This window comes from Rhodothermales bacterium (assembly GCA_041391505.1).
Lineage (GTDB): Bacteria > Bacteroidota > Rhodothermia > Rhodothermales > JAHQVL01 > JAWKNW01.
On the sequence record JAWKNW010000019.1, the window covers coordinates 68,337 to 93,691 of the forward strand.

Annotated in this window: 18 protein-coding genes; 9 read left to right on the forward strand and 9 right to left on the reverse strand. The window is 64.7% G+C overall.

The window, feature by feature from the left end; all coding sequences use genetic code 11:
• Nucleotides 1–19: 19 nt before the first annotated feature.
• The 5 genes from R2834_16885 to R2834_16905 all read left to right on the forward strand — a co-directional run bounded on the left by R2834_16885 (nucleotide 20) and on the right by R2834_16905 (nucleotide 3,839).
• The gene (locus R2834_16885) at nucleotides 20–493 is read left to right on the forward strand and encodes an A24 family peptidase (GenBank protein ID MEZ4702011.1); all 474 of its coding nucleotides are present in this window, start codon (nucleotides 20–22) and stop codon (nucleotides 491–493) included.
• On the forward strand, nucleotides 490–1,791 hold the full coding sequence (locus tag R2834_16890; GenBank protein ID MEZ4702012.1) for a hypothetical protein: 1,302 nt from the start codon (nucleotides 490–492) through the stop codon (nucleotides 1,789–1,791). Before R2834_16885 ends, R2834_16890 begins: the two co-directional genes overlap by 4 nt.
• A 166-nt stretch (nucleotides 1,792–1,957) precedes the next feature.
• Entirely contained in the window at nucleotides 1,958–2,257 is a 300-nt protein-coding gene (locus R2834_16895; GenBank protein ID MEZ4702013.1) for a hypothetical protein, read from the forward strand.
• On the forward strand, nucleotides 2,254–2,724 hold the full coding sequence (locus R2834_16900) for a prepilin-type N-terminal cleavage/methylation domain-containing protein (GenBank protein ID MEZ4702014.1): 471 nt from the start codon (nucleotides 2,254–2,256) through the stop codon (nucleotides 2,722–2,724). The genes R2834_16895 and R2834_16900 overlap by 4 nt, the downstream gene beginning before the upstream one ends.
• A 20-nt stretch (nucleotides 2,725–2,744) precedes the next feature.
• Nucleotides 2,745–3,839, forward strand: a complete 1,095-nt coding sequence (locus R2834_16905; protein ID MEZ4702015.1) for a type II secretion system F family protein — start codon at nucleotides 2,745–2,747, stop codon at nucleotides 3,837–3,839.
• Between the two features lie 16 nt (nucleotides 3,840–3,855).
• On the opposite strand, the gene R2834_16910 is transcribed toward R2834_16905, so the two are convergent.
• From R2834_16910 to R2834_16935, 6 genes are all read right to left on the reverse strand, one after another.
• Nucleotides 3,856–4,911: a Gfo/Idh/MocA family oxidoreductase gene (locus R2834_16910; protein MEZ4702016.1), complete on the reverse strand. Its 1,056-nt coding sequence runs from the start codon at nucleotides 4,909–4,911 to the stop codon at nucleotides 3,856–3,858.
• Between the two features lie 42 nt (nucleotides 4,912–4,953).
• The gene (locus R2834_16915) at nucleotides 4,954–6,756 is read right to left on the reverse strand and encodes a DUF5060 domain-containing protein (protein MEZ4702017.1); all 1,803 of its coding nucleotides are present in this window, start codon (nucleotides 6,754–6,756) and stop codon (nucleotides 4,954–4,956) included.
• A gap of 130 nt (nucleotides 6,757–6,886) precedes the next feature.
• Entirely contained in the window at nucleotides 6,887–9,274 is a 2,388-nt protein-coding gene (locus R2834_16920) for a DUF87 domain-containing protein (GenBank protein ID MEZ4702018.1), read from the reverse strand.
• Nucleotides 9,275–9,644: 370 nt separating this feature from the next.
• Nucleotides 9,645–10,838, reverse strand: coding sequence for an Nramp family divalent metal transporter (locus R2834_16925; protein ID MEZ4702019.1), 1,194 nt, complete (start codon nucleotides 10,836–10,838; stop codon nucleotides 9,645–9,647).
• A gap of 93 nt (nucleotides 10,839–10,931) precedes the next feature.
• On the reverse strand, nucleotides 10,932–12,653 hold the full coding sequence (locus R2834_16930; GenBank protein ID MEZ4702020.1) for an ATP-binding protein: 1,722 nt from the start codon (nucleotides 12,651–12,653) through the stop codon (nucleotides 10,932–10,934).
• 192 nt (nucleotides 12,654–12,845) lie between these two features.
• The gene (locus R2834_16935; protein ID MEZ4702021.1) at nucleotides 12,846–13,202 is read right to left on the reverse strand and encodes a hypothetical protein; all 357 of its coding nucleotides are present in this window, start codon (nucleotides 13,200–13,202) and stop codon (nucleotides 12,846–12,848) included.
• A gap of 128 nt (nucleotides 13,203–13,330) precedes the next feature.
• Here R2834_16935 and R2834_16940 point away from each other — a divergent pair, with 128 nt between their 5' ends.
• Together R2834_16940 and R2834_16945 are read left to right on the forward strand one after the other, a co-directional pair.
• Nucleotides 13,331–14,095, forward strand: a complete 765-nt coding sequence (locus R2834_16940) for a DUF1223 domain-containing protein (protein ID MEZ4702022.1) — start codon at nucleotides 13,331–13,333, stop codon at nucleotides 14,093–14,095.
• Between the two features lie 248 nt (nucleotides 14,096–14,343).
• Nucleotides 14,344–14,544 (forward strand): hypothetical protein, encoded by a 201-nt coding sequence (locus R2834_16945; GenBank protein MEZ4702023.1) that lies wholly within the window; start codon nucleotides 14,344–14,346, stop codon nucleotides 14,542–14,544.
• A gap of 279 nt (nucleotides 14,545–14,823) precedes the next feature.
• On the opposite strand, the gene R2834_16950 is transcribed toward R2834_16945, so the two are convergent.
• The 3 genes from R2834_16950 to R2834_16960 all read right to left on the reverse strand — a co-directional run bounded on the left by R2834_16950 (nucleotide 14,824) and on the right by R2834_16960 (nucleotide 22,210).
• On the reverse strand, nucleotides 14,824–15,459 hold the full coding sequence (locus tag R2834_16950) for a hypothetical protein (protein MEZ4702024.1): 636 nt from the start codon (nucleotides 15,457–15,459) through the stop codon (nucleotides 14,824–14,826).
• Between the two features lie 14 nt (nucleotides 15,460–15,473).
• Nucleotides 15,474–17,339 carry a serine/threonine-protein kinase gene (locus R2834_16955; protein ID MEZ4702025.1) on the reverse strand — a complete coding sequence of 622 codons (1,866 nt, stop codon included), beginning with the start codon at nucleotides 17,337–17,339 and terminating at the stop codon, nucleotides 15,474–15,476.
• A 119-nt stretch (nucleotides 17,340–17,458) separates the two neighbouring features.
• Nucleotides 17,459–22,210 carry a T9SS type A sorting domain-containing protein gene (locus R2834_16960; protein ID MEZ4702026.1) on the reverse strand — a complete coding sequence of 1,584 codons (4,752 nt, stop codon included), beginning with the start codon at nucleotides 22,208–22,210 and terminating at the stop codon, nucleotides 17,459–17,461.
• A 410-nt stretch (nucleotides 22,211–22,620) separates the two neighbouring features.
• Here R2834_16960 and R2834_16965 point away from each other — a divergent pair, with 410 nt between their 5' ends.
• Entirely contained in the window at nucleotides 22,621–23,853 is a 1,233-nt protein-coding gene (locus R2834_16965) for an FHA domain-containing protein (protein ID MEZ4702027.1), read from the forward strand.
• Between the two features lie 55 nt (nucleotides 23,854–23,908).
• Entirely contained in the window at nucleotides 23,909–25,351 is a 1,443-nt protein-coding gene (locus R2834_16970) for an FHA domain-containing protein (protein ID MEZ4702028.1), read from the forward strand.
• Nucleotides 25,352–25,355 lie beyond the last annotated feature (4 nt).

Consider the following 25,355-nt stretch of genomic DNA (forward strand, 5'->3'; position numbering starts at 1 on the left):
GGAAAACGGTTTACCGCGAATGCTTACCTCCCTGTCCACCATCGAACTGACGCGATACGGCGTGCTCCTGGGCGCGTTGCTGGCCGCCGCCGGCATCGACCTCCGTACCCGCCGTATTCCGGACCCGCTCGTGCGCTGCACGGCCGCTGTCGGCATCCTGCTCGCAGTCTTCGATGGGTTGATGGCGCACCTTTTGGCCGGCGTCTCCGCTGCCGGCCTGGCGTGGCTGATGCGGGGGCTGGGCCGGGTACTGTTCGGAAGGGCAGGGATGGGCATGGGAGACGTCAAAATGGCAGGGGCGATGGGACTGCTCGCAGGATGGCCTGCCCTGTGGATGCTGTACCTCGCGATGCTGATCGGTGGATCGTGGGCGGGCGTTGGACTGGTCGGAGGCTGGCTGTCACGCGAGACGCACGTGCCGTTCGCCCCGTTTCTGGTGATCGGCGCGCTAGCCGGCATCGCCCTTCCGTTCTCCTCATGGTGGGGTGTATGAAGGTCCGTGCCGACGAAGGCTCCGCCTTCGCGTGGGTGCTTGCTTTGATGGCGATCCTGAGCGTGCTGGTCGGGACGGTGATGGCCGTGCACGTGGCGCAAAGACGGTTCGTAGGGCGCGATGTACTTCGCGCGCAGGCCCGATATCTGGCCGAGTCGTGTCTCCATCGCGCACTGGCTTCCCTCGCCGTCGATCCCGGCTGGCGTGCAGACTCGCTGGCATTCGACGACGATGCCCATCGTGGATGCCGGCTTTTCGCGTCGCTTTTGGGAGGCTATGTGCAGGTGCGTGTCGCCGCGCGCGCCGGCACGGCCCGCCATCACATCGATGCACTCGTCGGGTTCAGACCGCCGGATGCCTTTCGTTTTGCGATCCTGCTCGGTGATCCGTCTTCCCCCCTCCAACTGGCCGGCGAGACGGTCGTACGCGGCGACATCCGCGTGGGCGTGCCAGGGATCAACCTGGCTGTCTTCGAGGGTCGGCCGTTTTCGGGTAAGGTCGATGGAGAAACGGCGCGCATGGCCGCACCGGTGCTGCCTTCGTTGGAGTCGGGATGGGCCGAGATCCTGCGCGACTCCCTTCGGGAGCGCATCGCGTCGGCGGCGCGCGGGCGTAGGCTGGGTTCGTTGGGTAGCGAGGTGTTGCGGTTCGGCGCGGCGGACAGTGCGGGGTTTGAGACGCCTCGAACGCTGATTGCCGCCGGCGACATACGGCTCTCCGGGTCGCTACGCATCGCATCCGGCACGCGGCTGGTGGCGGGTGGATCGATCGTCGTTGAAGACGAGGTGCGGGGTGACGGCCTGTTGCTGTATGCCGTCAAGGGGGTTCGGATCAAGGATCGCGCTCGCCTGACGGCCCAGGTTTTTGCCGAGGAGGACATCGAACTGTCGGGTAGGGCGACCCTAGCGTACCCTTCGCTGCTGTATCTCTACGGCCGGCTCGCTGGGCGCGAACGCTCCGGCGAGCTACGTCTGGCGGATCGCGCGATGCTGGATGGGATCGCTATCCTGCCGCCGGCCGCCGCCGGCGTAGATCGCGGCCGCATCGTGGTGAAAAGCGGGGCGACCGTCCGCGGCCTCATCTGGAGCGCCAATCAGACCCTCATCGAGGGTGCCGTACTGGGCACCGTGGCCACCACCCGATTCTATCGGTATGCCTCTCCGACGGACTATGTCAACTGGCTGATTGATGCGCGGATCGATGTGCGCGCCCGCCCCGACGCGTTTCACCTGCCCATCGGTTTTGAGCACGCGTCGATTCCCGAGGTGGTCACCCTGCGTTCGCGGCCGTTCTGGTAGATGGCTTTCGTCGAAACGCGTCCGCTCCCTGTTCGCCCCGTTGACCCGGTTTTAGCCGCTCCCCGCTTCTGAAACCCCGATGACCCAACTCAGCAACCCATGTGGATTGCCCGGCCCGATGCATGAGCATGGCTCGGAAGCGGGCTATACCCTTGTCGAATCCATCGTGGCACTATCGCTCTTGCTCAGTGTGCTGGCTCCTCTGGTCGGCTCGCTGGCCTATTTCACGGGCCAACATCTGGCGAGTCGGGAGGCGCTGGCGCTGGCCGCCGGCCGCCGGCAGCTGGAAAGCCTGCTTGCGGAGCCCGCCGCGTGGCCTGACTCCGCCACGGTGGAGGTGGATCGCTGGCGCGTTGTGCGTCGGGTGCGGCGCGAGGGACGCCGCGTGCTGTGCAGTGTGGTGGTGTTTGAACGCGAGGCCGGGCAGCCTCTGTTGACGCTGTCTACCTGGCGGTTCGTGCCATGATCGACGACGCCGGCTTCACACTCGTCGAACTGCTCGTCGCCATGACACTCGCGATCGTCGTGACGACGCTGGCCTCATCGACCTACCTGTTCCTGGCGCGGACCGTCAGCGTATGGCAGGAAGGGGTGCATCTGGAGAATACGCTTCACGCGACCCTGACGCGACTTACCGAGGATCTGTACGAGACGACCGACATCGACCGCCTGCCCGACTCGACCTATGCACTGGTTCGCGCGGCCGGCGATACGATCCGTTATGCCCTGCGAAACCGCGCCCTGTATCGAAACGGCCGCATACTGACTGATTCCACCCTCATGGCTGGAGTCGTTTTTTCTGTCACGGCGAAGCCGGATGCTCCAGCGGCGTTCGAATTTCGCCTCACCCTTTCAAGTCGGCGGCGGGCACTGGCCTCGACAGTGCGCATCGTGCAGCGCCACCCCGATCCGTGGCGCTCGCTTCGCCCCTGAACGTCCGAACCCCTGGCTTTGTGAAACCGCTCGTCCCTGCCGCTCCCGCCTCAACCCGAGTCTCGCACTGGCCGGCGCGCCTCGTCTCCCGCAAGGCGCTGGCCGAGTTTACGCGCAGCCTCGCCGTCCTCGTCGCCGCGCGGTTGCCGCTGCTCGACGCGCTGGCGACGGCTGGCCGGCAGTCGCCGGCGAAGCGCATGCAGGAACTGGCGGCGGCCGTTAGGGAGGACGTTCGGCGCGGCCGGAGCCTCTCCGATAGTCTGGCGCGTCATCCGGAAACGTTCGATGCGCTCTACGTGCAGCTCGTTCGCGTCGGCGAAATGACCGGCCGACTGGCCGACATGCTGCTCCGTCTTTCCGCATACCTCGAAAAGGCACATGCGCTGCGCCGCACGGTGCGTCTGGCGATGGTCTATCCGGGCGTCATTGTCGCCGTGGCGGCGAGCGCCGTGGCGTTTCTGATGATGGCGATCGTGCCCACCTTCGCCGAGATGTTCGCCGACTTCGGGGCGGAGCTTCCCGCGCCGACCCGCGCCCTCCTGGGCGTGAGCGAGGGGCTTCGCGCGCACGGAGCGGCTGTGCTCATCGCCGGCATGGTTCTGGGCGCCATCGCCCGCCGGACCGTCCGCACGTCGTGGGGACGACGGCATCTGGAACGCGCATCGCTGCGACTTCCCCTCGTCGGTCCGCTACTGCGAAAAAACCTCTCGGCCCGCTTTTGCCGCACACTCGGCACCTTGCTTGAAAGCGGTGTGCACCTGACCAACGCACTGCACATTCTGGCGAGCACGAGCGGTCATGTGTCCGTGGAGGAGATCGTCAAGCGCATGGCGGCGCACGTCGAACGTGGCGGCCGCCTGGTTGCACCCTTGCGTGGCGGCGACGTGTTTCCGGATTTTGTCGTTCAGATGGTGGCTGTAGGGGAAGAAACAGCCAACCTCGGCGATATGCTGCTGCACGCGGCCGGTCATTTCGAAGTGGAAGTGGATGCGGCCGTCGATACGCTCACGGCGATCATCGAGCCGCTCCTGATCGTCGTGCTGGGCGTCGTGCTCGGCACCGTCCTCGTGGCGATGTATCTGCCCTTGTTCGAGCTCGGCGCGGCCATCCGCTGAGTCGGCCAGGCCAGGTTCACGACCCGACGCGTACCCTCCGACCCTCTCTGACCGACACATACGCCGCCATCGCCGCGGCAAACGAGCGATATGCTTCCTGAATCGTTGATATGGGCTGCGTCCCTTGCTCCAGGCAGTCGATCAGATGCGCGATTGGAACCGGCTGAGCCGGCCCGAAAGGCTCGCCGGCCTTTCGTTCGAACACCCAGTTCTCGGCCCCCGCGGCCAGTACGGCCACCCCGGGGTCCCGGAAAAACTGGGTCATGATTTCGCCCCGCGCACCGACCACCTCCAGCCGGACGACCGCGTTCTGTTTGGGCGACGGCCCCGTCACCCGCGGCGCGTTGATGGTCCAGCTACCCTCCAGCGTCGCCACGACGCCGTTGGCCAGCGTAAACGTCGCCATCCCCCAATCCTCGACCTCGATGTCTTTATGCACCAGGTTCGCCATCCGCGCCTCCACCTCAACGATGTCGCTGCCGGCCAGCCAGCTGAACAGCTCGATCGCGTAAATCCCCTCGTCGATCAGCGCGCCACCCGGGACGTGTTTCGGATCGACGAACCAGCCCGGCTTGCCGGAACGAGGCCAGTCCTCGGCGATGGACCACCGGCTCGTCTGATGCATAACCAGCACCTCGCCGATTACCCCCCGATCGATCCGCTGCTTCACGCCCATCGCCCCCATCCGGGTGATCACCTGGAACGGGACGCATACCACGCCGGCATTCTCGACATCCCGCACCATCTGGCCCGCCTGCTCCAGGGTCATCGCCATCGGCTTGCCCAGGACGATGTGCTTGCCGGCGCGCGCCGCCATGATCGTGCATTCGGGGATCTCGGAGACGGGCGCCGCGATCAGGACGATGTCCACGTCGGCCTTTTCAAGCAGCTCTTCGTACCGCGTGTACGCCTGAATGCCGAACGTGCCGGCAAACTCGCGGGCCTTGCGTTCGTCCGGACTCGCCACGGCCACGAGGCGCGCCTTCGGATATTCCACCAGCCCGCGCGCCATGCCGTAGGCTGAATACCAGTGACCCAACCCGAGAATGCCTACGTTGTAGATGGTTGCCATGGGTGATCCGTACTGAACATGGAATGATGCGCGATCCCGGCGCTACTGGATGAGCGCGACCCAGTCGCCTTCGGAATCCGGCGCCCTGATGGTCCGGTACTGGCCAAAAGGCTGCGCCGGATCGCCCTTGCCTACAAGCCGGGCAACCGCCGGCGCAAACGTGCCCGTCCGCGGGTTGAACCAGCGGATGCGCAACATGCCTTCTTTCTCGTTCAGGTCGATCTTGATCGTCCCGCCCTGCGGGGCATACACCGCGTACACTTCGCCCGGCGCCGCCAGCACCCACGCGTCCGACCCTGGTTCGAGGAGCTCGTTTCGGGGGATCATCCGGTCGAAGGGGAGCTGTTCGTGGAAGAAGGCCAGCGCGTACCGGGTGTAGTCCCAGAACGCGTCGCGCGACCGGAAATCCTCCAGATTAAGGTCGGAGTGAGGGTGCTGGTAGCCAAAATACCACTCCACGCCGGCCCCGCCGGCCATCAGGTTGCCCCAGAGCGCATGCCGGCGCACTTCGTCGTGGTTGTTGCCGACGCCATCCGGTTTGACGCCGTCGGTATGCGGACCGATCTCGTCCAGCATCACGACCCACGGACGACCGGCTTCGACGCTGCGGGCAATCCAGGTGTAGGTTTCGGCGTAGGTCCTCGTCATGTCCCCCATCTGGAGCGACGGGCCTTCGAACGCCTCGAAACCCAGCAGCGGGGTGTAGACCTGGTCGTACTGGTTGGGAAACGTGTGGATGACGATCGGGTGGTCGTACGGGTCGAGCGCCCGGAGGTACTCCGCAAACGCTTTTCGCTGGGCATCGGTATTGGTGTTCTCCTCGCCCAGGTTCCACACGATGGCGGGGTGGTGGGCGAAACGGGCGACGAGTTCGCGGTAATAGAGCCGGCGTTCCGGCCCCAGTTCGCCGCCGTCGAGCAGCTGGTCGTTTTCGGTCTCCTGCGTGATCACGTGGAGCATGAGCCCCTGCCGATCCATATGGCTGAACGCGATCTCCCACTGGTCCAGTTTGCTGGCATCGAACCGCATCCGTTCCTGCTTGGTAGTCCACGGGAAGACGTCGTCGCCGTCCCCCTCCACGTTCATCGTGAGGAAATACACGCTGTTCAGGCCTTCGCTGGCGAGGTAGTTCAACGCGCCGATGAGGCCTTTCCCCTTGCCGCCCCGCCATGACGGATCGCCTTCCCGCCAGTCGTCCACGTGCGGCCCATAGGCATGGAGGATGGTTTTCCCAGCGGCCGTATTGTCGAAGTCGGTGAAGGCCAGCAGGTTTTCCGGACTGTCCGCGCCTCCTTTGATGAAATACGCCCCGGTGCCGGCAAACCGGTAGTACCGCTCGCCGGCATAGACCAGCCGGCCCTGGCCCCGGAAGTCTCGCCCGGTTTTGTCGGTCGGAAGCACCTCGAAGGTCCCCGTCAGGCCGTCGAACGCTGTCGCCGCGCCGACCGACGGGTCATCCGAAACCGCTATGCCGGGGCCCGTGCGAAAGGATACGGCGTACCGCCAGGTGCCGGTGGAATCGGGGGCAAAATGGGCTCGCCACGCGCCCCCTGCTTTGGCGCCGCTCTCCCCTGCGTCGCCGTCGGCCGCGTAATAGCCCGGGACGGTGAAACGCGTATTGCCGTGTGTGAACGTCACATCCAGGCGGTAGTCGAGAAACGGATTCGGCGAGGCGCCCTCTGAGGTCTCCGGACCCTCGAACGTCAGCGTCACGCGGTGCCACTGCATGAGTTCGCCCGAAATCGTGACGGGCCCGCCCGTGGGCGCGGGCGTCTCGGCCGGCTGTGCTCCGCACCGCGAGGCGGTGAGCACGAGAAGAAGCAGCGGGAGGAAAGATGGATTCATGGTACGATCAGGGGCATAACGAATTCATGGCAGGCACGATGCAAGGGATGCACCACACGTCTCCGGCAGGCAAAACGATCGGGGCCCCTTTTTCCTTGCGTTAGTCCTGATCCGGAAACGTTGAGCCCGCTCAAACCGGAATCCAGACCAGCGAGACGCTCGCCACGCGGATATCCGACTTTTCGAGGCTGACTTCGATCTCTTCGATCTCGCGGGAGATATCGTCCCACTGTTCGTCGAGTTTCAGGAGCGCATCTCCCAGTTCCTCTTCCAGCGATTCCAGCTCGGCGAGCTTGTCGGAGACCTTGTCCTCGGCCAGCTCCATCCGCGAGGACACTTTGCGCGTCTGCGTCCGCTTCGACGAGGCCCTGCGCAGGTCGGTCGCGATGCTCCGGGAGGATTTGCGGCCGCCCAGAAAAACGGAGAGCAGCGAGCCCACGCCCGACAACATCTCGTCGGTCTTTCGGGCGCTGTGGTCCTCGCGCAACTGTTCGAGTTGATCCTTGGCCTTGTCGACGAGTTCGCTGACCCGCGCGATTTTTTTGTCGTATTGATCGCGCAGTTTGGCCGCCTCGGCGTCGGCCTGGGCCTGTGCCGCCGTTTCGCATCGCGCCTCGAATTCGCCTTTCGACTCGCCCGGTCGCGAATAGAGTTTGAGTTTGGGGTTCCCGTAGATGGTGAGCGCCTGGTTTCTGAACAGGTGATCGGTCAGGGAGTCCGTCAGGTGCTTAAAAAACGCCGGCTTGTGGATATCCGCCTCGGGCAACACGAATTGCGCGCCGTCGGGCGGGTCGGGCAGGAGGTCGCGGTCGTCGTAATCGATGGCGATGGCGTCCTCGCCCGACAAGCGATTTGTGAGCGGATAGAAGACGGCCTCCCACTCCTCCGTATGGCGCAAGCCGGCCTTGGTGTCGTCGTACAGCAGGTGCACGCGGGCGGCGACGGCGGCGGCATAGGTGGCGCTGGTCGGCTTGATGGCACCGATCACGCCCCAGGCGGCGGCGGGGTGGAGGTAAGACGTCGGGATGCCCGAGGCGACATCCGGCGCGACGGTGCTGGCGATCGAAGAAAAGGCCACCGAGCCGGAATGGGTCGGCGCGGCCGCCGCGACGGGTTGTGCGTGGCGCTCCGGGTCCTGTTGGGTGAGCCGGCCGATTTCCTCGCGGGTCATCGGGCCCCGCAGGTACGACATCGCCCAGCGCGTGCTGAAGAGGGAGGGGCCGGCGCTTTTGGTGGAATGCAAAACGAATTGCCGTTTTTGCAGCCCGCTGATCTGTCGCTCGATCGCCCGGGTATCGACGCCGCCGCTGGCGGACGAGAGGCCATCCATGAGGCGGGCCTTGTCGCGCTCGGTCTGCAGCCGGCCGATCATCCATGTGCCGGTGTTCGAGAGCGCCTTGTAGTCGATGTCGACCGGGTTCTGCGTCGCCAGCACCATCCCGACGCCGAACGCGCGGGCCTGTTTGAGGATCGTCAGGATCGGCTTTTTGCTCGGCGGGGCGGCCGTAGGGGGGACAAAGCCGAAGACCTCGTCCATATACACGATGGCGCGCAGGTCGTCCGAGCCCGGCTGGCCGCGCATCCACGTGATGAGTTTCGAGAGGATGAGGGTGACGACGAACTGCCGCTCGTCGTCGGACAGGTGCCCGAGCGACAGGATGGCGGCGCGCGGCTTCCGGTCGGCCGTGAAGAGCAGTTCGTCGATGTCCAGCGGCGGCCCTTCCATCCACGCGCTGAACGACGGCGAGGCGAGCAGGCCGTTGATCCGCATGGCGAGTTGCCGGCGGTCCTTCTCGGGGAAAAACGAGTCCAGTTCGATGACGCCGAGCTTTCGGATCGGCGGATTCATGATCTGGCCGACGAGCATGGCAAGGTCGAGGTTCTGGCCCTGGTTCCAGGCGTATTCAATCAGGTTGGCCAGCAGGATGTGCTCGCGGCTGCTGATCGGGTCGCCGGTGACGCCTACCAGCGCGAGGAGGCTGGTGACGAACCCCTCGATTTCGTCGCGCATCGGCTCGATGGCGCCGGCGGATTCCGGAGCCTGCAACGAACCGACGATGTTCATCGGGACGCCGGCGGTCGAACCGGGCGTGTACAGCGTAAACGCGGCGCGCTCGCGCAATGCCTTCACCCGCTCGGGCGTGATGCCCCACGAGGCGAGGCCGTCGCGCCAGGTTTTTGCCGTGTCGTCGGCAAACGCATCGGGGGATTTGCCGGCTTTCTCCGCGTCTTCCTTGCTGACCCAGGGCAGAAAATCCTTGCCCGACAACTCGGGAAAGGCGAGCAGCAGGTTGCCCATGTCGCCTTTCGGATCGAGAATGAGCGCCGGCCGGCCGGAGAGCAGGATCTCTTCCAGCAGCACAATGCCGAGGCCCGTCTTGCCCGACCCCGTCATGCCCACGATAACCCCATGCGTGGTCAGGTCGCTGCTTTTGATAAACACCGGAGCCGAAACTCCGCCTTCCGGTGAGCCGCCGAGATACAGACGGCCGTCCGGTACTTCAATCGGTTGAGCCATGAGACGATGGTAACACAATGCTAGATCTATGGAGCGCCGCAAATATAGGATCTGGTTCGATTGCATGCACCCCGAAACACCACCCCGTCACCCCAAGCCGCGATGAAATCGCGGAATCCCGAGGGACCTCCCGGCCTAGCATCCATGACCATGCATTCGGTACAAAACAAGTCGTCCCGAGCCGCGATGAAATCGCGGAGAACCGAGGGCCCCCCCGGCCTTGCATAGCGTGTTGCCATGCCGGGCGGTCCCTCGTCAAGCGCTCGCTTGCTCGCGCTGCTCGGGATGACGGGGCCTTGCACAGCGTGTTGCCATGCCGGGAGGTCCCTCGTCAAGCGCTCGCTTGCTCGCGCTGCTCGGGATGACGGGGTCATCCCACCATCCCGATCAAACCCACCACCGCCTGGTATGCCATATAGCTCGAAAAAACCAGGGCGATACCGCTCAACACATTCATGGCGGTCGAGTTGGTGTGTTCACCCACGCTGTCCTTCCGGTTGAGCAGGATCAGCATGAACACGATCAGGAGGGGCATGAACAAGGCCTGGACGGCCAGCGAGGCGATCTGGATGAAAACCGGCCGGCCCCCGGTGAGCGGGGCGATCAGGCCGGCAGCACAGTAGGCCAGAGCGATCAGCCTGAAATGCAGCTGCCTGGGGTTGCGGGACAGCTGGAAGTAGTCGGACACCGTCCAGATCGAGACCAGCGCGTTCGGGAAGGCCGACGAGAGACCGGCGGCCACGAGCCCTACCACGAATAACGAGCCGGCGAACCGGCCGGCGAGCGGCTCCAGCGTGTAGGCCATGTCGATCGCCCTGTCGACCCGCAATCCCTGCGCATGCAACGTCGCCGCCGCGCAGATCATCACGATCCCCGAAACGACGAAAACCAGCACGGCCGAGACAACGGCATCCTTCTGCTCGTGCTTCAGTTCAGCCAGCGTCCACCCCTTGTCGGCCACCACGAACGAACGCATCACGACGATGCTGCCGGCCAGCGTCGTGCCCACCATCGCGGCCACGACGACGGCGCCGCCCTCGGGAACGCTGGGGATGAGGCCGGCCGCAATCTCCCCGGGCGAGGGGCGGACGAGAAACAGCTCGACGATAAAACTCGTCGCCAGCAGCGCGACCAGCACGATGAGCACGGTTTCGAAACGCTGGTAGGAGCCGAGCCAGATGAAGACGAACACCAGGCTCGACCAGAAAACCGCCGAACCGAGGAAGCTGACGCCGAGCCACGAGGCAAACGCCTCGGACAGGATGCCGAGGACGCCGATGTTCGAGGAAAACTGCCCGATGACGATCGCCAGCACGATGTAAAAAGCCGCCAGCTTTCCGATATGCCGGCGCACCGCGGCCACGAAGGTCTCCCCGGAGGCGAACGTCAGGCGGCTCATCGTGCTCATCAACACCCATAGGAAGAGGCAGGATGGCGCCAGCGCCCACAGCAGCGCCGTGCCGTGGTCCGCGCCGGCGATGACGAGGGAGGATACACTGCCGGTGCCAATGGTGGCGCCGATCATGAACAGGGCGGGACCGAACGAGGCGAGCCGAAAACGCATGGACGCGGCGGGTCTGGGTGGATAGAAGCGCGTGGGCTAAGGATAGCAAAGGTACACTTTCCTTAAACCGCGAACCTCGATCCGTGAACCGGCCTACGTATTCACCCCGATCTGTTCGAGGATTTGCCGCATCTGGGAGAGGGTGAAGGGCGCTGAAAAGGCCCCGTCGAAGGCGGCCTGCTTGAACCGGGCGGTGTGGCCAATGGTTTTTCCGACGCCGAGCGCGAAAAGCGGTGGGGTATCCGGTCCAAGCGACGCGCGGAGCTGCATCGCCGTCGAGCAGCCGTCCGGATCTTCGATGTTGACGTTGATCAGGATGGCTTCGTAGCCGGCTCCGGCCACGCGGCCGGCCAGGCCGGCGCCGCTGTCGGCCAGGTCCACACGGCATCCGAGGCGCCGAAGCATCTGGCGCGCGATGCGCTGGTTGACCGGTTGCTGGTCTACCAGCAGGATCGAGGGCCCATCGAGTAGTTCGACACGCGCCTCGGGCGGAGCCGGTGGCGTAATATCCCTCTTTTTGCGCTCGGCTTCGAGTGCGCGCACGAAGAGCAGGGCGTCCTTCCAGGCGGTGGACCAGATCGGTTGCATGATCGTCGCGATGAAGCGGCCCCGGTAGATCGACGGGATCGGTGTGCCCGGGCGCGTCAGCGCCGCCAGGGCGACATGACCGCATTTGGACAGCACGTTGAGATAGCCGGCCAGCTCCGACTCGTCTTCCGGCACGTCGATCAGGATGATCGGCGCCTCACGCCGGCTGCGGAGTTCGGTCGCAAGGGCCTCGGGCGATGCGTACGTCTGTGTCGGCACGGACCACCGTTCGCCGAGCGTATCGAGGCGCGACCGGACCGCGGGATCCTCGGAGAGGACCAGCACGGGTCCTGCCTCGCGCAGGGGGAACGTCTCTTCGCGGACGAGCGGCGTACCGGTCACATCGAGCTCGAAATAAAAGCGCGAGCCCGCGCCCGTGTTGCTTTCAACGCCGAGCTCGCCGCCCAGCGTCCGCACCAGTTGACGCGCCAGCGCCAGGCCGAGTCCGGTGCCGCCATAGGCGCGCGTGTCGGACGAATCCACCTGGTAAAACAGATCGAATATCTGCGACTGATCGTCCGGGGCGATCCCGATGCCGGTATCCCAGACCTCCAGGTAGAGCCGGTACCTGCGATCGGTTTTGTTCACCACGCGCAGACCGAGGCCGATCGTACCTTCGTGGGTGAACTTGACCGCGTTGCTGAGGAGACATTCCAGAATCTTGTTGAAGCGCGGGGCATCGATTTCTACCGTCGCCGGCATGTCCGCCGCTACGTCCAGCGCCACCCGGAGTCCTTTCTCGAAGGCCTGCCGGAAGGGTTCGCTGGCGACCTTTTCGATGGTCTGTTCGAGCGAGATCGGCGTCGGCGAGAGCATCACGTCCTCGGCGTTCAGCTGACTGTACTCGAGCACGTTCTGGATGATCGAAAGCAGGTTGGCACCACTCACGCGAACGGTCTCCACATAGTCGGTCTGTTCGTCGTTGAGCGGCGTACTCGCCAGCAATTCGGCCATCCCCAGGATGCCGTTCAGGGGCGTGCGCAACTCGTGGCTCATGATCCCCAGAAAATCCTGCTTGGCGTCGTTCCCGGATTTCCCGCCGGCTTCGTACCGCGCGAGACGGTCCGTCAGCGACTGGTTTTGGATGCGTTCGGCGTCCAGCGCCGCCTGGACGGCATCGAGCTGCCGCGCGAGCGCGTCGGCTTTTTGCTGCAACGCATCCACGGAAGCCCGGACCGCGTCGAGCGGATCGGATGCTTCGTTGCGGGGCATGCCTGCACGATCCACGGGATGGTGTTCAGGATGCTGCGATATCTTTTCGGATTCGCTCATGCATTGGCGTTGCCGCCGGGGCTGGGTGCGCCTGCCTGCGGCGTGGTGGCAACAGCGTTCGGGTTCTGAAGAAAAATGTGCCGCCACGGAGCATAAAAGGCGGATATGGCCGGCCAACCCGCGTTGAGGCGAAAGGTGTGCCGGCGCTCAGGCGCCGAAGCTGAAGCCGCTGATATCGTCCATCCGGATGCGCCAGTAGCCCAGGGGCCGGTGGGGGCGCGGGGTGCCGTCGTGGACCTGCGCCTGCTCCATGTGCAGATACGTCCGCCGGCTCGTTTCCGACACGTCCTCGAAAAGCGACAGGATCTCATCGAGGCCGGGCATGTTCTCTTCGTGGACCTGCGCGTTGAATTGATGGCGCATGCCCTTCATAAAGCGCCGTTCACTCACGATGCGGCCGGAAATGACGGCGCCGCCGACCGTCACCGTGGCCGTGAACGTGTACCCGTGTTCAACCAGGCGGACAACGGCGAGCAGTAACGGGTCGTGGGTCTCGGCGGACATAGCAAGTATCTGCGCCCGGGGCGGACGCCTTCGTCGGTCTGGGTGTGCAACCAACAAGCCATACGGCGGCACGCGCCTTGCGTTGCGCCGGCTCCGGAGGGAACGTGAATCGAACGGCAATCGGCATCGTGTTGATCGCTTCAGTCGCTGCACTGCTGGCGTTTGACGGCTTCATGGATCGCAGCGGCGAGGGGGAAGACGGCCCGCCGGCCGGCGAGCGGGCGGTCGTGCTGGAGCTGTTTACCTCGCAAGGATGCTCCAGCTGCCCGCCGGCGGATGCGCTGCTGCGACGCATCGCCGCTTCCGATGCCTTCGGGAAAACGGTCGTCCCGCTGGCTTTTCATGTCGACTACTGGAACGATCTGGGATGGCGCGATCCGTATTCCGATGCGCGATGGACCGACCGGCAGTCGGATTACGCCGCGGCGATGGGCGCCGCCACGCTCTACACCCCGCAGCTGGTGGTGCAGGGGCGGGAGTCTTTCGTGGGATCCCGGGCTGTCGCCATTGAAGACGCCATCCGCAAGGCGGCCGGCGAGCCGGCGGAGGCGCGCATTGGGCCCGTCGAATGGACGGTCCGGGGCGACACGCTCGCGGTATCCACCCGCGTCGACAGCCCATCGCCCGTTCAGGTCCAGTTTGTGCTCTTTCAGCGGGGATTGGCCACCGAGGTAACCCGCGGCGAGAACAAAGGGAAACGACTGGAGAACGACTATGTGGTGCGAAGCCTCGTTTCGCTGCCCGCCCGATCAGCGGGCGCATCCGCCGAGGCGCTACTGGCATGGCCGCCGGCGGTGCCGCGCGACCGGATCGGTCTGGCCGTCCTGGTTCGGGATCCAGGCACCCTGCACATCGTTGCAGCGAGCCAGATCGATGTGAGGGTCGACGATTGATGGGCCGACCGCCTGCATCGCTTGTCTTTTAATCTCGTGTTACGCAAGGCATCGTGTCCATCTGTGGATGCAAGATGAAGGATGCAGGATTTCGACCGAAAAGCCTGTTGCCCGGTACAAAATCCCGCACCTTGCATCCTGCATCAGATTACCAGGCACACGGCTGCGTAAGATCAGTTTTAATCTGACGCCGTTGTTCGTATGTTCTGGTGCTCTGTTTACTGACGCCGATCTTCATGTCACATACCATGGTTTCACAGCAAGACCGCGATCGACTCATCGCCGAGATCGATGCGTTGAATCGGCTCTACGAGGATACGAAGGAGTACCTGGAAAACGGTCTGCAGGACCCAACGATCACTCAGGAAGATTTCGCCGAAGGCGCCATGCGCGCCATGCGGCTGCTCATCCGGCTCAAAGTCATGCTGGACGACTACGCCGCGCTCTAGACCGCATCGAAACGACGTAAAAAACAAAGCCCGGTCCGAAGACCGGGCTTTGACCCACCACAGAAAGAGGTCCACCCTTGCGGGGTGTTCTCATGCTATTGACACCTGCCGAGGCAGGTGACCTCAAAGCTGGTATCGGCCGGCGCGCATCGCGTCTTAAGGGCTGACCGTGCGTCATGGCGTACGGGCCGGCAGTTTTTTTCACGCACCGTGGCGCGATGTCCGGACACGCTGAAATCCCGGCATGGACGCAAAAACCGAAGCAGATCCAGCGGCCGTTTATTGACCCGTCGGTCGGCCAGGAGGTACGGCAAACCCGGATTCACCGGGCTCTCCGCCTTCACCGCCGGAGAGCAGGATTGCCGTCGTCACGCCGAGCGCCGCGGCGCCGGCCCCGCCGATCAGCAGAAAGCGCCGGCGTGAACCATTCGAGGTGGCGACAGGCGTCGGAACGACGAGGGAGTCGACCGCGACGAGCGTCGTGTCCGGGACCGGAGCCACCGGGGCGCCCGGAGGCAGGAGCCTCCCGTCCGCGAGCATCTCCGTTTTGACTTCCGCGATCAACACGCGGAACGGAGGCGGAAGCCGCTGGTCGGGCGTATAGTCCGGGTTCAGGAGAAACAGCGATGCGATGAGTTCGCGCGCCTTTTCCTGCTCGCCCAGGGCGATGTACGAGCGGGCGGCCAGCGTATGCGCCATGACGGCGTCGTCGCCGCGGAACATGCCGGCTTCGATGCACGGCGAAAACAGCGCGATGGCCCGATCGAATTCCCCGTTATAATAGGCGCGTTCGGCGTTCAGCCGCTGGGTCAAACAGGTGGAGGCATCCTGCGCCAGCGCCGCGGCGGGCGCACCGAGCGCGAGGACGGCGATCACGAGGAGGAGACGCGAGGCGTTGTGTCTGGGTTTGCGCATGGGCGGTGCGGGCGTCAGCGACGCCCGTCGTCTGGCAATTTGCGTAGGGTGAAACGAAAGAGGTTAGACGTCGAACCGTCGAAGTTGATGGGTTCGGGGGGATCCACCAGTTCGTAGCCCTCGGCCCGCACGTCCAGCGTGTGGAGGCCTACCGGCACCTCCAGCTGCCACGGCGTGAACAGACCGGTCGATTTGCCATCGAGGAAGATCTCCGCGGACGGAGGGAAGCTGATGCCATCTTCCTCGAAAGCAGTAACGCGCAGACGGACGGTCTGCGTAAAATCGACGCTGACGATTTTGGGATCGCCGGGCGTCACGATGAGCGTCTGCCGCCACTCACCGTATTGCGGATTGCGGATCGATACCAGCAGGGTATCCGCCGGCAGTTTGACCTCCACCTCCTCCGTGATGCCCTCCAGGATCAACTCGTCGTCGACGTACAGATCGCCTGAGGGGCGGACGGAGAGCTGGACCGACCCCTGGATCCGCAACAGGGTGGCCAGCACGGCGCGCACTTCGCCGGCGTCAACCGTGGCGTCCATCGTGGCCGGCAAGTAGGATTCCTTGAAGAGCGAGACCTGCACGTCGCCCGGGCTGAGGCCGCGCACCGTCGTCGGCGTGAAGCCGTAATTCCGGCCGTTGATGCGCACCTGCGCGCCGGGCGGCGTCGATTCCACCCACAGACTGCCCACAAGCGGCGCTGCCGGGGGCTCCACGGGCTCGTCCGGCAACCGGGTCGTGTCGGACGCATTCGTCGCGAGGAACGTCGAGTCGCCGCTGCCAGGGAGGATGTCGGTCGAATCGTCGGACAGGATGCCCGGGGTGACCGGGTACGGACCCTGGTTCGACGCGGCCGAGGCGGTCGGCGGCTGCTGGGGCTGACTGTTGCCGGTGGCCGGCGGCGCCGGGCGGCCCGGACGGTAGAAGATGGCGAAGGCCAGCAGGATGCACACCACCGTCGCGGCGACCAGGCTGTACACCTTGCCGCGCGACGTCTGCAGCGTCACGCCCGGCGCCTGCGACCCATTCGCGTAGATCGTGGTCGCGCCGCTGGTATGCTGCTCTTTCTCGAACTCTTCCAGCGCCGCCTTCATTTCGGCGGCCGACTGATACCGCTTGTCCGGATCTTTCTCGAGCGCCTTCATGATGATCCGCGCCAGCGCCCGTGGAATTTCCGGGTTGTTCTTGCGGATATCGGGGAAGGGCTCCTCGACGATGATTTTCTGGATCGTGTATCCGCTCGCGTTTTTGTCGAACGGAAGCGTGCCGGCGAGCGACTCGTACATCGACATCCCGAGTGAGAAGATGTCGCCGCGGTGATCGACGTTCTTCAGGCCACGGATCTGCTCGGGCGGCATGTAATGGATGGTGCCGCCGGTGGCCACAGTCACCGTGGTGTCGTGACCGAGGCCACCGCCTTCTTGCAGCACCTTCGCCAGGCCGAAGTCCGTGATCTTCACCACGTTGTTCGGCGCGAGGAGAATATTGCGCGGTTTGATGTCCCGATGGATCACACCGGCGCTGTGCGCGAAGTGAAACGCGGACAACATCTGTTTCAACAGATAGACCGACTCGTTCCACGAAAGGGCGCCGTGCGTTTCGAGGTACTCCGCCAGCGTCGGGCCATGCACGTACTCCATCGAGATGTAATAACCCAGATCGAACGGCCGAAACGCATACACGAGTACGATATTCGGATGATGGATCTGGGCCAGGGCGCGCGCTTCGAGCCGGAAGCGGCGGATGAAGGAGTCGTCCTGGGCGAGGGCGGGGTTGATGATCTTGAGCGCGACCGTCCGCGACAGCTCGACATTCTCCGCCTTGAATACGATGCCCATACCGCCACGCCCGAGCACCGCGTCGATGCGGTGTCCGTCCACTTCTTTCCCTATGAAAGATTCCGGGCGCGGATACATGGTAGCGTGTCGGGAGCGTCTGATACGGGCTCGGAGCCCTGCAGGCAATGAAAAAAGGGCGGCGGGCCAGGCCCGTCGCGTCGTTATCGAATCACCGTCATGGTTCGGACGACCTGCGTGTCTCCGGCTTCAAGTCGGTACAGATAGATACCACTGCGTACGGGGTAGTGCCCTGCGTGGGTCCCGTCCCAGCGAATTGTGTGAAAACCGGCGTCTAGATCGGCATCGACCAGTACCTGAACGAGCCGACCAAGGGCATCATAAACGACGAGTTTTACGCGGGCGGGTTCCGGCAGCGCATACTCAATAATGGTGCCACTCGAAAAGGGGTTCGGGTAGTTTTGCGTCAAGACGACCTGGGCTGGCGCGAGTTCGGAGAGGGCGTCTGAAATATACGCATCGGAACCGATGAGGAGCACGAATTCGGTGTGATCAGCCCCCGCCGGCAAAAGAATCGTCGGTTGCCGGTCCAGCGCGTACGTTTTACCCAGCGTGCGATCCACCAGCACGACCTGCTCGCCGGCGACGCGCTCGATGCCGGTGGCCTCGAGCGTAACGGGCGTACCGGCTTCACGCCGCAGGGTGAGATCGTACCGATAGCCCGGGAGCTGCTCCGGCCGGAACTCCTCCATCAACAGGCGTCGCCGCTCGTCCGCATCGGTCTGCACGAGGCGGAGGCTCGTCACCTCGAAGCCGGCGGGCGGAGCCATCTGGTCGATCGTGTCGATGCCTTCCCGCGCATCGGGGTGCCGGCCAACGACGACACGGCTCGCCGGCCCCGCGTCACTGAGGGCGGAGAGCGTGAGCCCGCGCGCCGGCGCCTCGCCGGCCACTGCCGCGGGCTGATAGGGGAGCGTGAGCGTCGCCCGATTCTCGGCATTGAAGAAATAATACGCCTGCCCGGTCCGTGCCGAGGCGAATGTCGTGGCGGACGCAAACGCGCCGTTCCACGCGAAAAGCGTCTGGCTGATGCCGTTCAACGCCTGCACCGCGCTCCAGGGCACATCGATGTCGAACGGATTGGAGAGGATGTTCCAGCCGTTCTGCAGGGGGATTTCAAAGGCGTCCTCGCTGTTCAGCGGCACGGTGCTGCGCGAATCGGAACGGGTCCAGGCCAGCTTCGAGAGGAGCCAGAAGCCCCGGCCGGGCTTGAAGTCGAACAGTGCGGATCCGTCGTATTTCTGGTAGACGTCGCCCTCCACGGCGTCCGGATTGCCCCGTTCGCGGTAGGCGACCCAGTCGACGTCCGGCACGCCCGGGATGGCCTGGTTCATGGGAAGCGCGACGTTGCCGGGCAGCCCGACCAGCCGGTAGCTCGTCGAGCGCGTCGGGTCGCCGAACGTGAGGCTGACCGTTTCGGCGACGCTTTGCGGCGGTTCGATCCGGTTGGGCTGGACCTGCACGGTGAAGGACGTCGTCGCCGTGGCCAGCTTGTCGTCCGTCGCCGTCACCGTGATCACCGCCGTGCCGGCGCCGGCGGGCTGGACGCGCAGCGTCATCCCGTCCACCTCGATGGCGGCCGTGGCGACCAGCGGTTGATTGGAGGATGCCGAGTAGGTCAGCGGATCGGCATCCGAAAAGATCGGCGCCAGCGACGTCGTGAACGCCGCGTCGCCTTCGACGAACGCCTGGTTGGAAATCGTCGACACGAGTTCCGGCGCGGCGTTCACCGTGAAGGTGAAGACGTCCTGCGCGATGCCGCCGCGCGGATCCTGGGCGGAGACGGTGATTTGCGTCCGCCCGATGGTCTCGGAGGAAATGAACAGGGTGTCGCGCTCCACCAGCACGCCGGCGACGGCCGGCGTGTCGGATACGGCGCCGAAAAGGAGCGGGTCGGATTCGGGATCGCTGAACACCCGCTTGAGCGCGATCGTCACGTCCGGATTGCCCAGCGTATGCACCCGGTCGGGGATGGCGGAAGCGACGAACGGGGGCGCGTTGTTCACGCTCCGTTTGAGCGTCAGCGCACGCGGGTCGCCCAGCGTGAGCAGACTGCCGTCCGTCGTGACGACCCGGTGGTAGATGGTGATCGTGCCGCCGGGAGGCACGCCCTTGGAGGCGAGAAACGCGTCCAGCGTCGCGAGCGGGATCGTGAAGGACGGGGTCTGGTCGGTGCGGTAGAGGGCGTCGACGGTCCCGAAATTGGCTTCGCGGGAGAACGTCCAGAGGTAGTAGGTCGGGTGGCCGTCCGGGTCAGTCGCGGCCGTCCACGAAACCGTGAGCGACGCGCCGGCCTGCGAGAGGTCCACAAGGGCGCCATCGGTCGGCGCGGTCACGGTCGACGCGCTCGGAGCCTGGTTGGGGCGGACATAAAACTGGCCGCGCAGCTCTTCCTGGACCGCATCCTGGGCGTCGGGGCGGGTCGTGAAGATCACCGCATAGAGCCGGCCGTTGCGCAGCGCGTCGAGCTGGGTCGATGCGAAGCTGAAGCTGTTCCGCTCCGGATCGAACGTGCCGCCGCTGCCGGCGAGCGTCGCGTTGAGCGTCGCCACCTGGATGCCGTTGGCGTCGGGGTTGCCGATGTACAGCGCCGCCCCCGTGTACGGGTTGTTCATGTCCTGGAAAGACCCGGTGACGATCAGGCGGCTCTCGGAGAGCACGGCGGTAAGATCGCCGGATGCCGGCGAGATAAACGGCGGCAACACGTTGGCGCTGCGCAGGTGGGCGTCGAACCGTTCGGCGTTGCTCACCTCGACGACGACCGGCTGGCTGGTCAGCGTGAGGCCGGCGACGGCGGTGTTCGTGGCCTCCAGCGTATACACGCCGGCGTCCGCCGTGCTGGCCATGGCGCGGGAGAAGACCCGGTTCGTCGCGCCGTCGATCGCCTCGCCGTCCTTGAACCACCGGTACACATTGTTCGCCCCGCCGATAGGGATGTCGATCGTGAGTGGCTCGCCCTCGTTGATCGAAATCGAGCGCGACTCACCGAAGGGCAGCTGCGGGATGTACTCGATCCCGCTCACCCCGATATTCGGCTCGATGTCCTCGAAGGTGAACCGGTTGGTGTGCACCCGGAGGCTCGTCATCTGGCCGGCCCGCGCGGCGAAGCTCGGCAGCTCGGTCAGGCTGTTGAACTGGACGCGCAGGATTTCCAGGTTGGGGAGGAGCGCGATCTCGGGAGGGACGGCGCCGTCGAGCTGGTTGCTCGGGATATAGAACTCGCGCAGGGCGGTCATTCCGCCATAGGCCGCGGGGATGGATCCGGTGAACCCGTTTGCGCCGAGTGCCAGGATCTCCAGGTTGCTGAGCGCGCCGAGTTCCGTCGGCAGCGTTCCGGTGAACTGGTTGGTATAGAGCCGGAGGATCTGGAGGGTCGACAGGTTGCCGAGCGCCGGCGGCAGCGCACCGGTGAGCGCGTTTTCGTACAGATCGATCAACGTGACGCGCTGCAGCGTGCCGATCGCCGCCGGCAGCGGGCCGTCGAGGCCGTTGTCGTTCAGCGCCAGCTCGGTGACGAAGCCTTCGCCATCGGTCTTCACGCCGGCCCAGGTCGACAGCGGCGTCGGCGTCCCCCAGTTCGCGTCGTTCTTCCATCCCGGACCGTTCGTGGCGTTGTACAGCGCCATCAGCGCGCCGCGGTCGGTATTGGCGAGGTCGTAGAAATAGACGGCGCCGGCGTCTTCCGCCTGGTCGTCGTCGTGCTTCGACGTCACGACGGCATAGCGGTCGCCGAGCCCCACGCCCTGGCCGTACTGATCGTCCGGGTCGAGGTCGCCGGGCGCCAGCTTCGTCACCTCCTGCCAGGCGCCGTCGATCCGTTCGTAGACGTAGGCGGCCCCGCGGCGTTCGTTGTTGTTGCGCGTGGTCACGATGAGCCGATCTCCCCGGATGGCCACCGCGTGGCCGTACAGATCGCCGGCCGCGCCGTCGCTCGCCGTCAGCTTCGCCGCCTCGGTCCAACCCCCCTGCGCGAACTCGTACACGTACGCCGCGCCTGTCCCGTCGTTGACATCGCGCGCGCCGACGACGATGCGGTCGCCGTGAAGCGAAACGACCTCGCCGAAGCTGTCGTCCGTGGCGCCGTCGGAGGGAAGGAGACGTTTTTTTTCGATCCAGTTTCCGTTCTCGAGTTCGAATACGTAGGCGGCGCCGGCGTTCACGGCGACGGCGTCCACATCCCGCGCCCCAACCACGGCGCGATTGCCGTCCATGGCCAGATACCAGCCGAAGCTGTCGCCCTGGAGGCCGTCCGACGCGAGCAGTTTTTCCCGGAAGTTCCAGTTGTTGCCGTTGCGGCGATAGACGTAAACGGAGCCCGCGTTGATGCCGAGGTCGTCGTCGTCGAGCGCGCCCACCATCACGTATTCCCCATTGGTGGCGACGGCCGTGGCGTAATTGTCGTCCAGCGAGCTCTCCGGCGGCGTAAAACGGGCCGTCTGGACCCAGTTTCCGGGGCTGATGCGCTCGAATACGTACGCGGCGCCGAACCGGCTGCCCCGCTGGCGGGCTTCGGGCGCGCCGATCACGGCCACTGTACCGGAGAGCGCGACGACGCTGCCGAAGAGGTCGCCGGCGGGCAGGTCGCCGTCCAGGAAGCTCCCGGTCGCGACCAGCTTGGCCTCCTGTTTCCATTCCCCGTTTTCGAGCCGGAAGACATAGGCTGCGCCGGCATCGAGCCCCTGCTGGTCGTCACGGAAGGCCCCCACGAGCGCCAGCGTGCCGTCAATCGCTACCGATTCACCGAGGCGGTCCCGCACGTTGGGGTCGCCGGCGTAGGATTTGAGTTCGAGGTATTGCGCCGTCGCCGGCCTGGATCCCCACGTTCCGAGAAGGAGCACAAACGTGAGGAGTAGGAGAAAAGGCGGCGGGCTGTCGGAGATCGGGCTGACCAACATGGTACGGACCGGACGGAACGTTGGCGCACAGTAGGCGCGGGGGATCGAAGTGGGCTGCCGGTGTGCGCACGGTTCGATCGACGCTGCTACATCCGCAAGCCGGCGTGCATCGACCCATACCGTACGGCGCGCAAAATACGACAAAATGTGACAAAAGAACATTCGGCCGTGTTCATTGATAAAAGGACACGGCAGGCACGAAAACCCCCCACCCGAGAAGTAGCTCGCTACTCCTGGAGTTGACTTGATTTCTGTAATTTTGCATCGCTACCTTTTTAACCTCCGGTTCGGTTTTGACGACGCGAATCGCGCGGTCTGCGGATCGTAAGCCCCCCAGCGGCTCGGCATGAGCTACGGGTGACGCTCGGCGTTGCCACTTCTTGCAGCGAACGCTCGTTTTGCGGTGATCTATGGCGGTAAAGCTCATACTCTCAAATAGCGCGGATCCCTCCTTAAGCGAAGAGTACGTCTTCGACCAGGAGCAGATCACGATAGGCCGGGACCAGGGAAACGACGTCCACATCGTGGACCCCACCCGTGTCGTCAGCAAGCGCCACGCGGAAATATCCCGCGCAGCGGAAGGATTTCTGCTCGCCGATCTCGGTAGCAAGAACTTTACGTATCTGAACAACACCCGGATCGAATCCGGCCGCGGGTACGCCATCGACGATGGCGACTCGTTCCGGCTGGGCGATTACGAGGTGCAATTCGTCGTTCTCGCCCCCGAGCCGGAGCCCGAACCGGAGGAAACGCCGGCGCCGGCGCCCTTCGAGTTCGACAAAACGATGTTCGACAGCGGCTTCGTCAACCCGTTTGCCGAAGGCGCCGAACTGCTCAGCCAGGCCCTCGCCAAAATCAGCGAAGCCTACGACCGCGAGACCCCCAACCGGCGCGACGACGCCCTCCGCGAGGCCTTCGCCGATGCGCTCGACGCCCGTCCCCACGACGCCAAGGCGACCATCGCCGATATCCTGTCCGTCTTCCGCGACCCCGATGCCACGGACCGCAACCCGGCCCATGGGGCGGGTTCCACCGCCCTCAACGGCCATACGGCGACGCCGGTCCCGCGCGAGAAGGCGCTGGCCCGCGTGAGCGGAGGCACGGTGATGAGCGACCATTCCTCGCGTGTGCTCGAGGTCTTCCTGCACGTCATGGCCAAGCTGCTCAGCATCCCGTGGGAGTTCCGACACGAATTTGTCGGCCATACGATCGCACAGTCTACCGAAACCGAGATGCTGTTCGGCAACGACAAGGAACGACTCCGCCGCTTCCTGCTCGATGAGACCCTGACCGACGACGAGATCGATCGCCGGCTCGCGCTCGTCGAGGAAGGCGGCGACGATGTTGTCCTCCACCAGCTCGCGATGCTCGACGGGTACAAGGCGGTCGTCCAGCAGGGCATGCACATGATGCTGCGCGAGATCGACCCGAATGTCGCGATCGAGCAGCTCGCCAACGATGGCGGACTCTACCGCACCTTCCCCAAGCTGGCGCGCCTGGTGGCATCGTGGCAGCTGGAAGACAAATTTCGCGAACTCCGTGGCGAAGACTGGTCGGTTACCGAGCGGCGCGCCTACCGGCCTTCGTTCATCCGTGCGTACCTCGCCCGGATGTCGGGGGGACCCAAAAAGCCGCAAAGCTGACGGCTGCTGCCGGTGTGCAGCGCCCTGTAGTTAGTACCGCGAAATAACCCTGTTCATGAAACGGACGAACGACGCCAAACGGGCCGGCTTTCCGCCCATCCAGGTGCGCATTGTGCAGGAAGACGCTGCCCCGGTCGAGCGCGTCTTCACGCACCCGTTCCGCATCGGCAGGGACCGTGAGTGCGATATCCATCTCCCCCTCAAACACGTCAGCCGCACCCACGCCGAGATCAACTATACGAACCAGTGCTGGTGGATCCACGATCTGGACAGCACGAACGGCATCGCCCTGAACGACCGAAAGGTGCAGCACGCGCCGATCAACGACCAGGACGTCCTGATGCTCGGGAAGGAGGGGCCGCAGATCCAGTTCCGGTACGTACAGCCGGACGGCTCGGGCTTCAATCCGGGCGGTGAGATGTACGAGGAGGCGCAGGCGGATACCGAAACGGGGATGAAACGCAAGGCATCGCTCATCGCGGCCGGCGTGGTCGTCCTCGCCCTGGTCGGCCTGTTCTGGGGCAACCGGCAGTCCGAAGAAAAACTGCAGCGGCGCGACGAGGCCGAGCAGCTGTTTTACAAGATCAAGGAGCAGGATCGCTCGATCGCGACCATCCGGTTCGAGGACGATCCCGCCGGCGACCGCAGCAACGTCCTCGATCTGATGGAGCTCCAGGAGCAGCGCCGCCAGATGGCCGAACGGTACAAAGGCTACATCATCGAAATAGGGCTCTACAAGGATCTCACCCAGGTCGAACGCCTCATCTACAACGTGACGCGCTTTTTTAACGAGAGCGAATTCGGCATGCCGAATGCGTTTCTGGACGATGTCCAGGAGGCGATCGATCGCTACTGGCTGGAGGAAAATCGGCTTCAGTACGAACTCGCGCTCCGAAAAGCCGCGAATCTCGGCTATACATCGTATGTCGTCGACCTGCTCACGCGGAACGGGCTGCCGGCCGAGTTTTTCTACATCCCCCTCACCATCAGCCTGTTCGATATGGAAACGGTCCAGCCCAGGGGCGACGAGATGCGGCGGGGGATGTGGTTGCTCGACGGCGAAACGGCCGCCGCCTACGGGTTGAATCTGGGCGTGTTTTCGGACATGGATCAGTTCGACGCATCCGACGATCGGCACAACTTCTACGCCTCGACCGAAGCCGCCGTCCGCTTCCTGAGGGACCTCTATTACGGCCCCGGCGAAGTCTCCGGCCTCGTCACGCTGGCCGGCTATCTCGATCCGCGCGGCGCCGCGATTAATCTTCGTGACACGCTTGCTTCGTCGCTCGACGCGGCGTTTTTTCAGGGGGAGCCGGACGACCCGGGGCATCGAAATTACTGGACCCTTCTGGCACGGCGCGATGGACGTGTCGATCCGGACGTTCAGCGGCAGATCGCGCGCATCTTCGCGGCGGCCGTCATCGGCCAGGATCCACCGCTCTTTGGCTTCGATTTCGCCAACCCGCTGGCCGCCTATGAAGGCCGGCTCTCACGCTGACCCC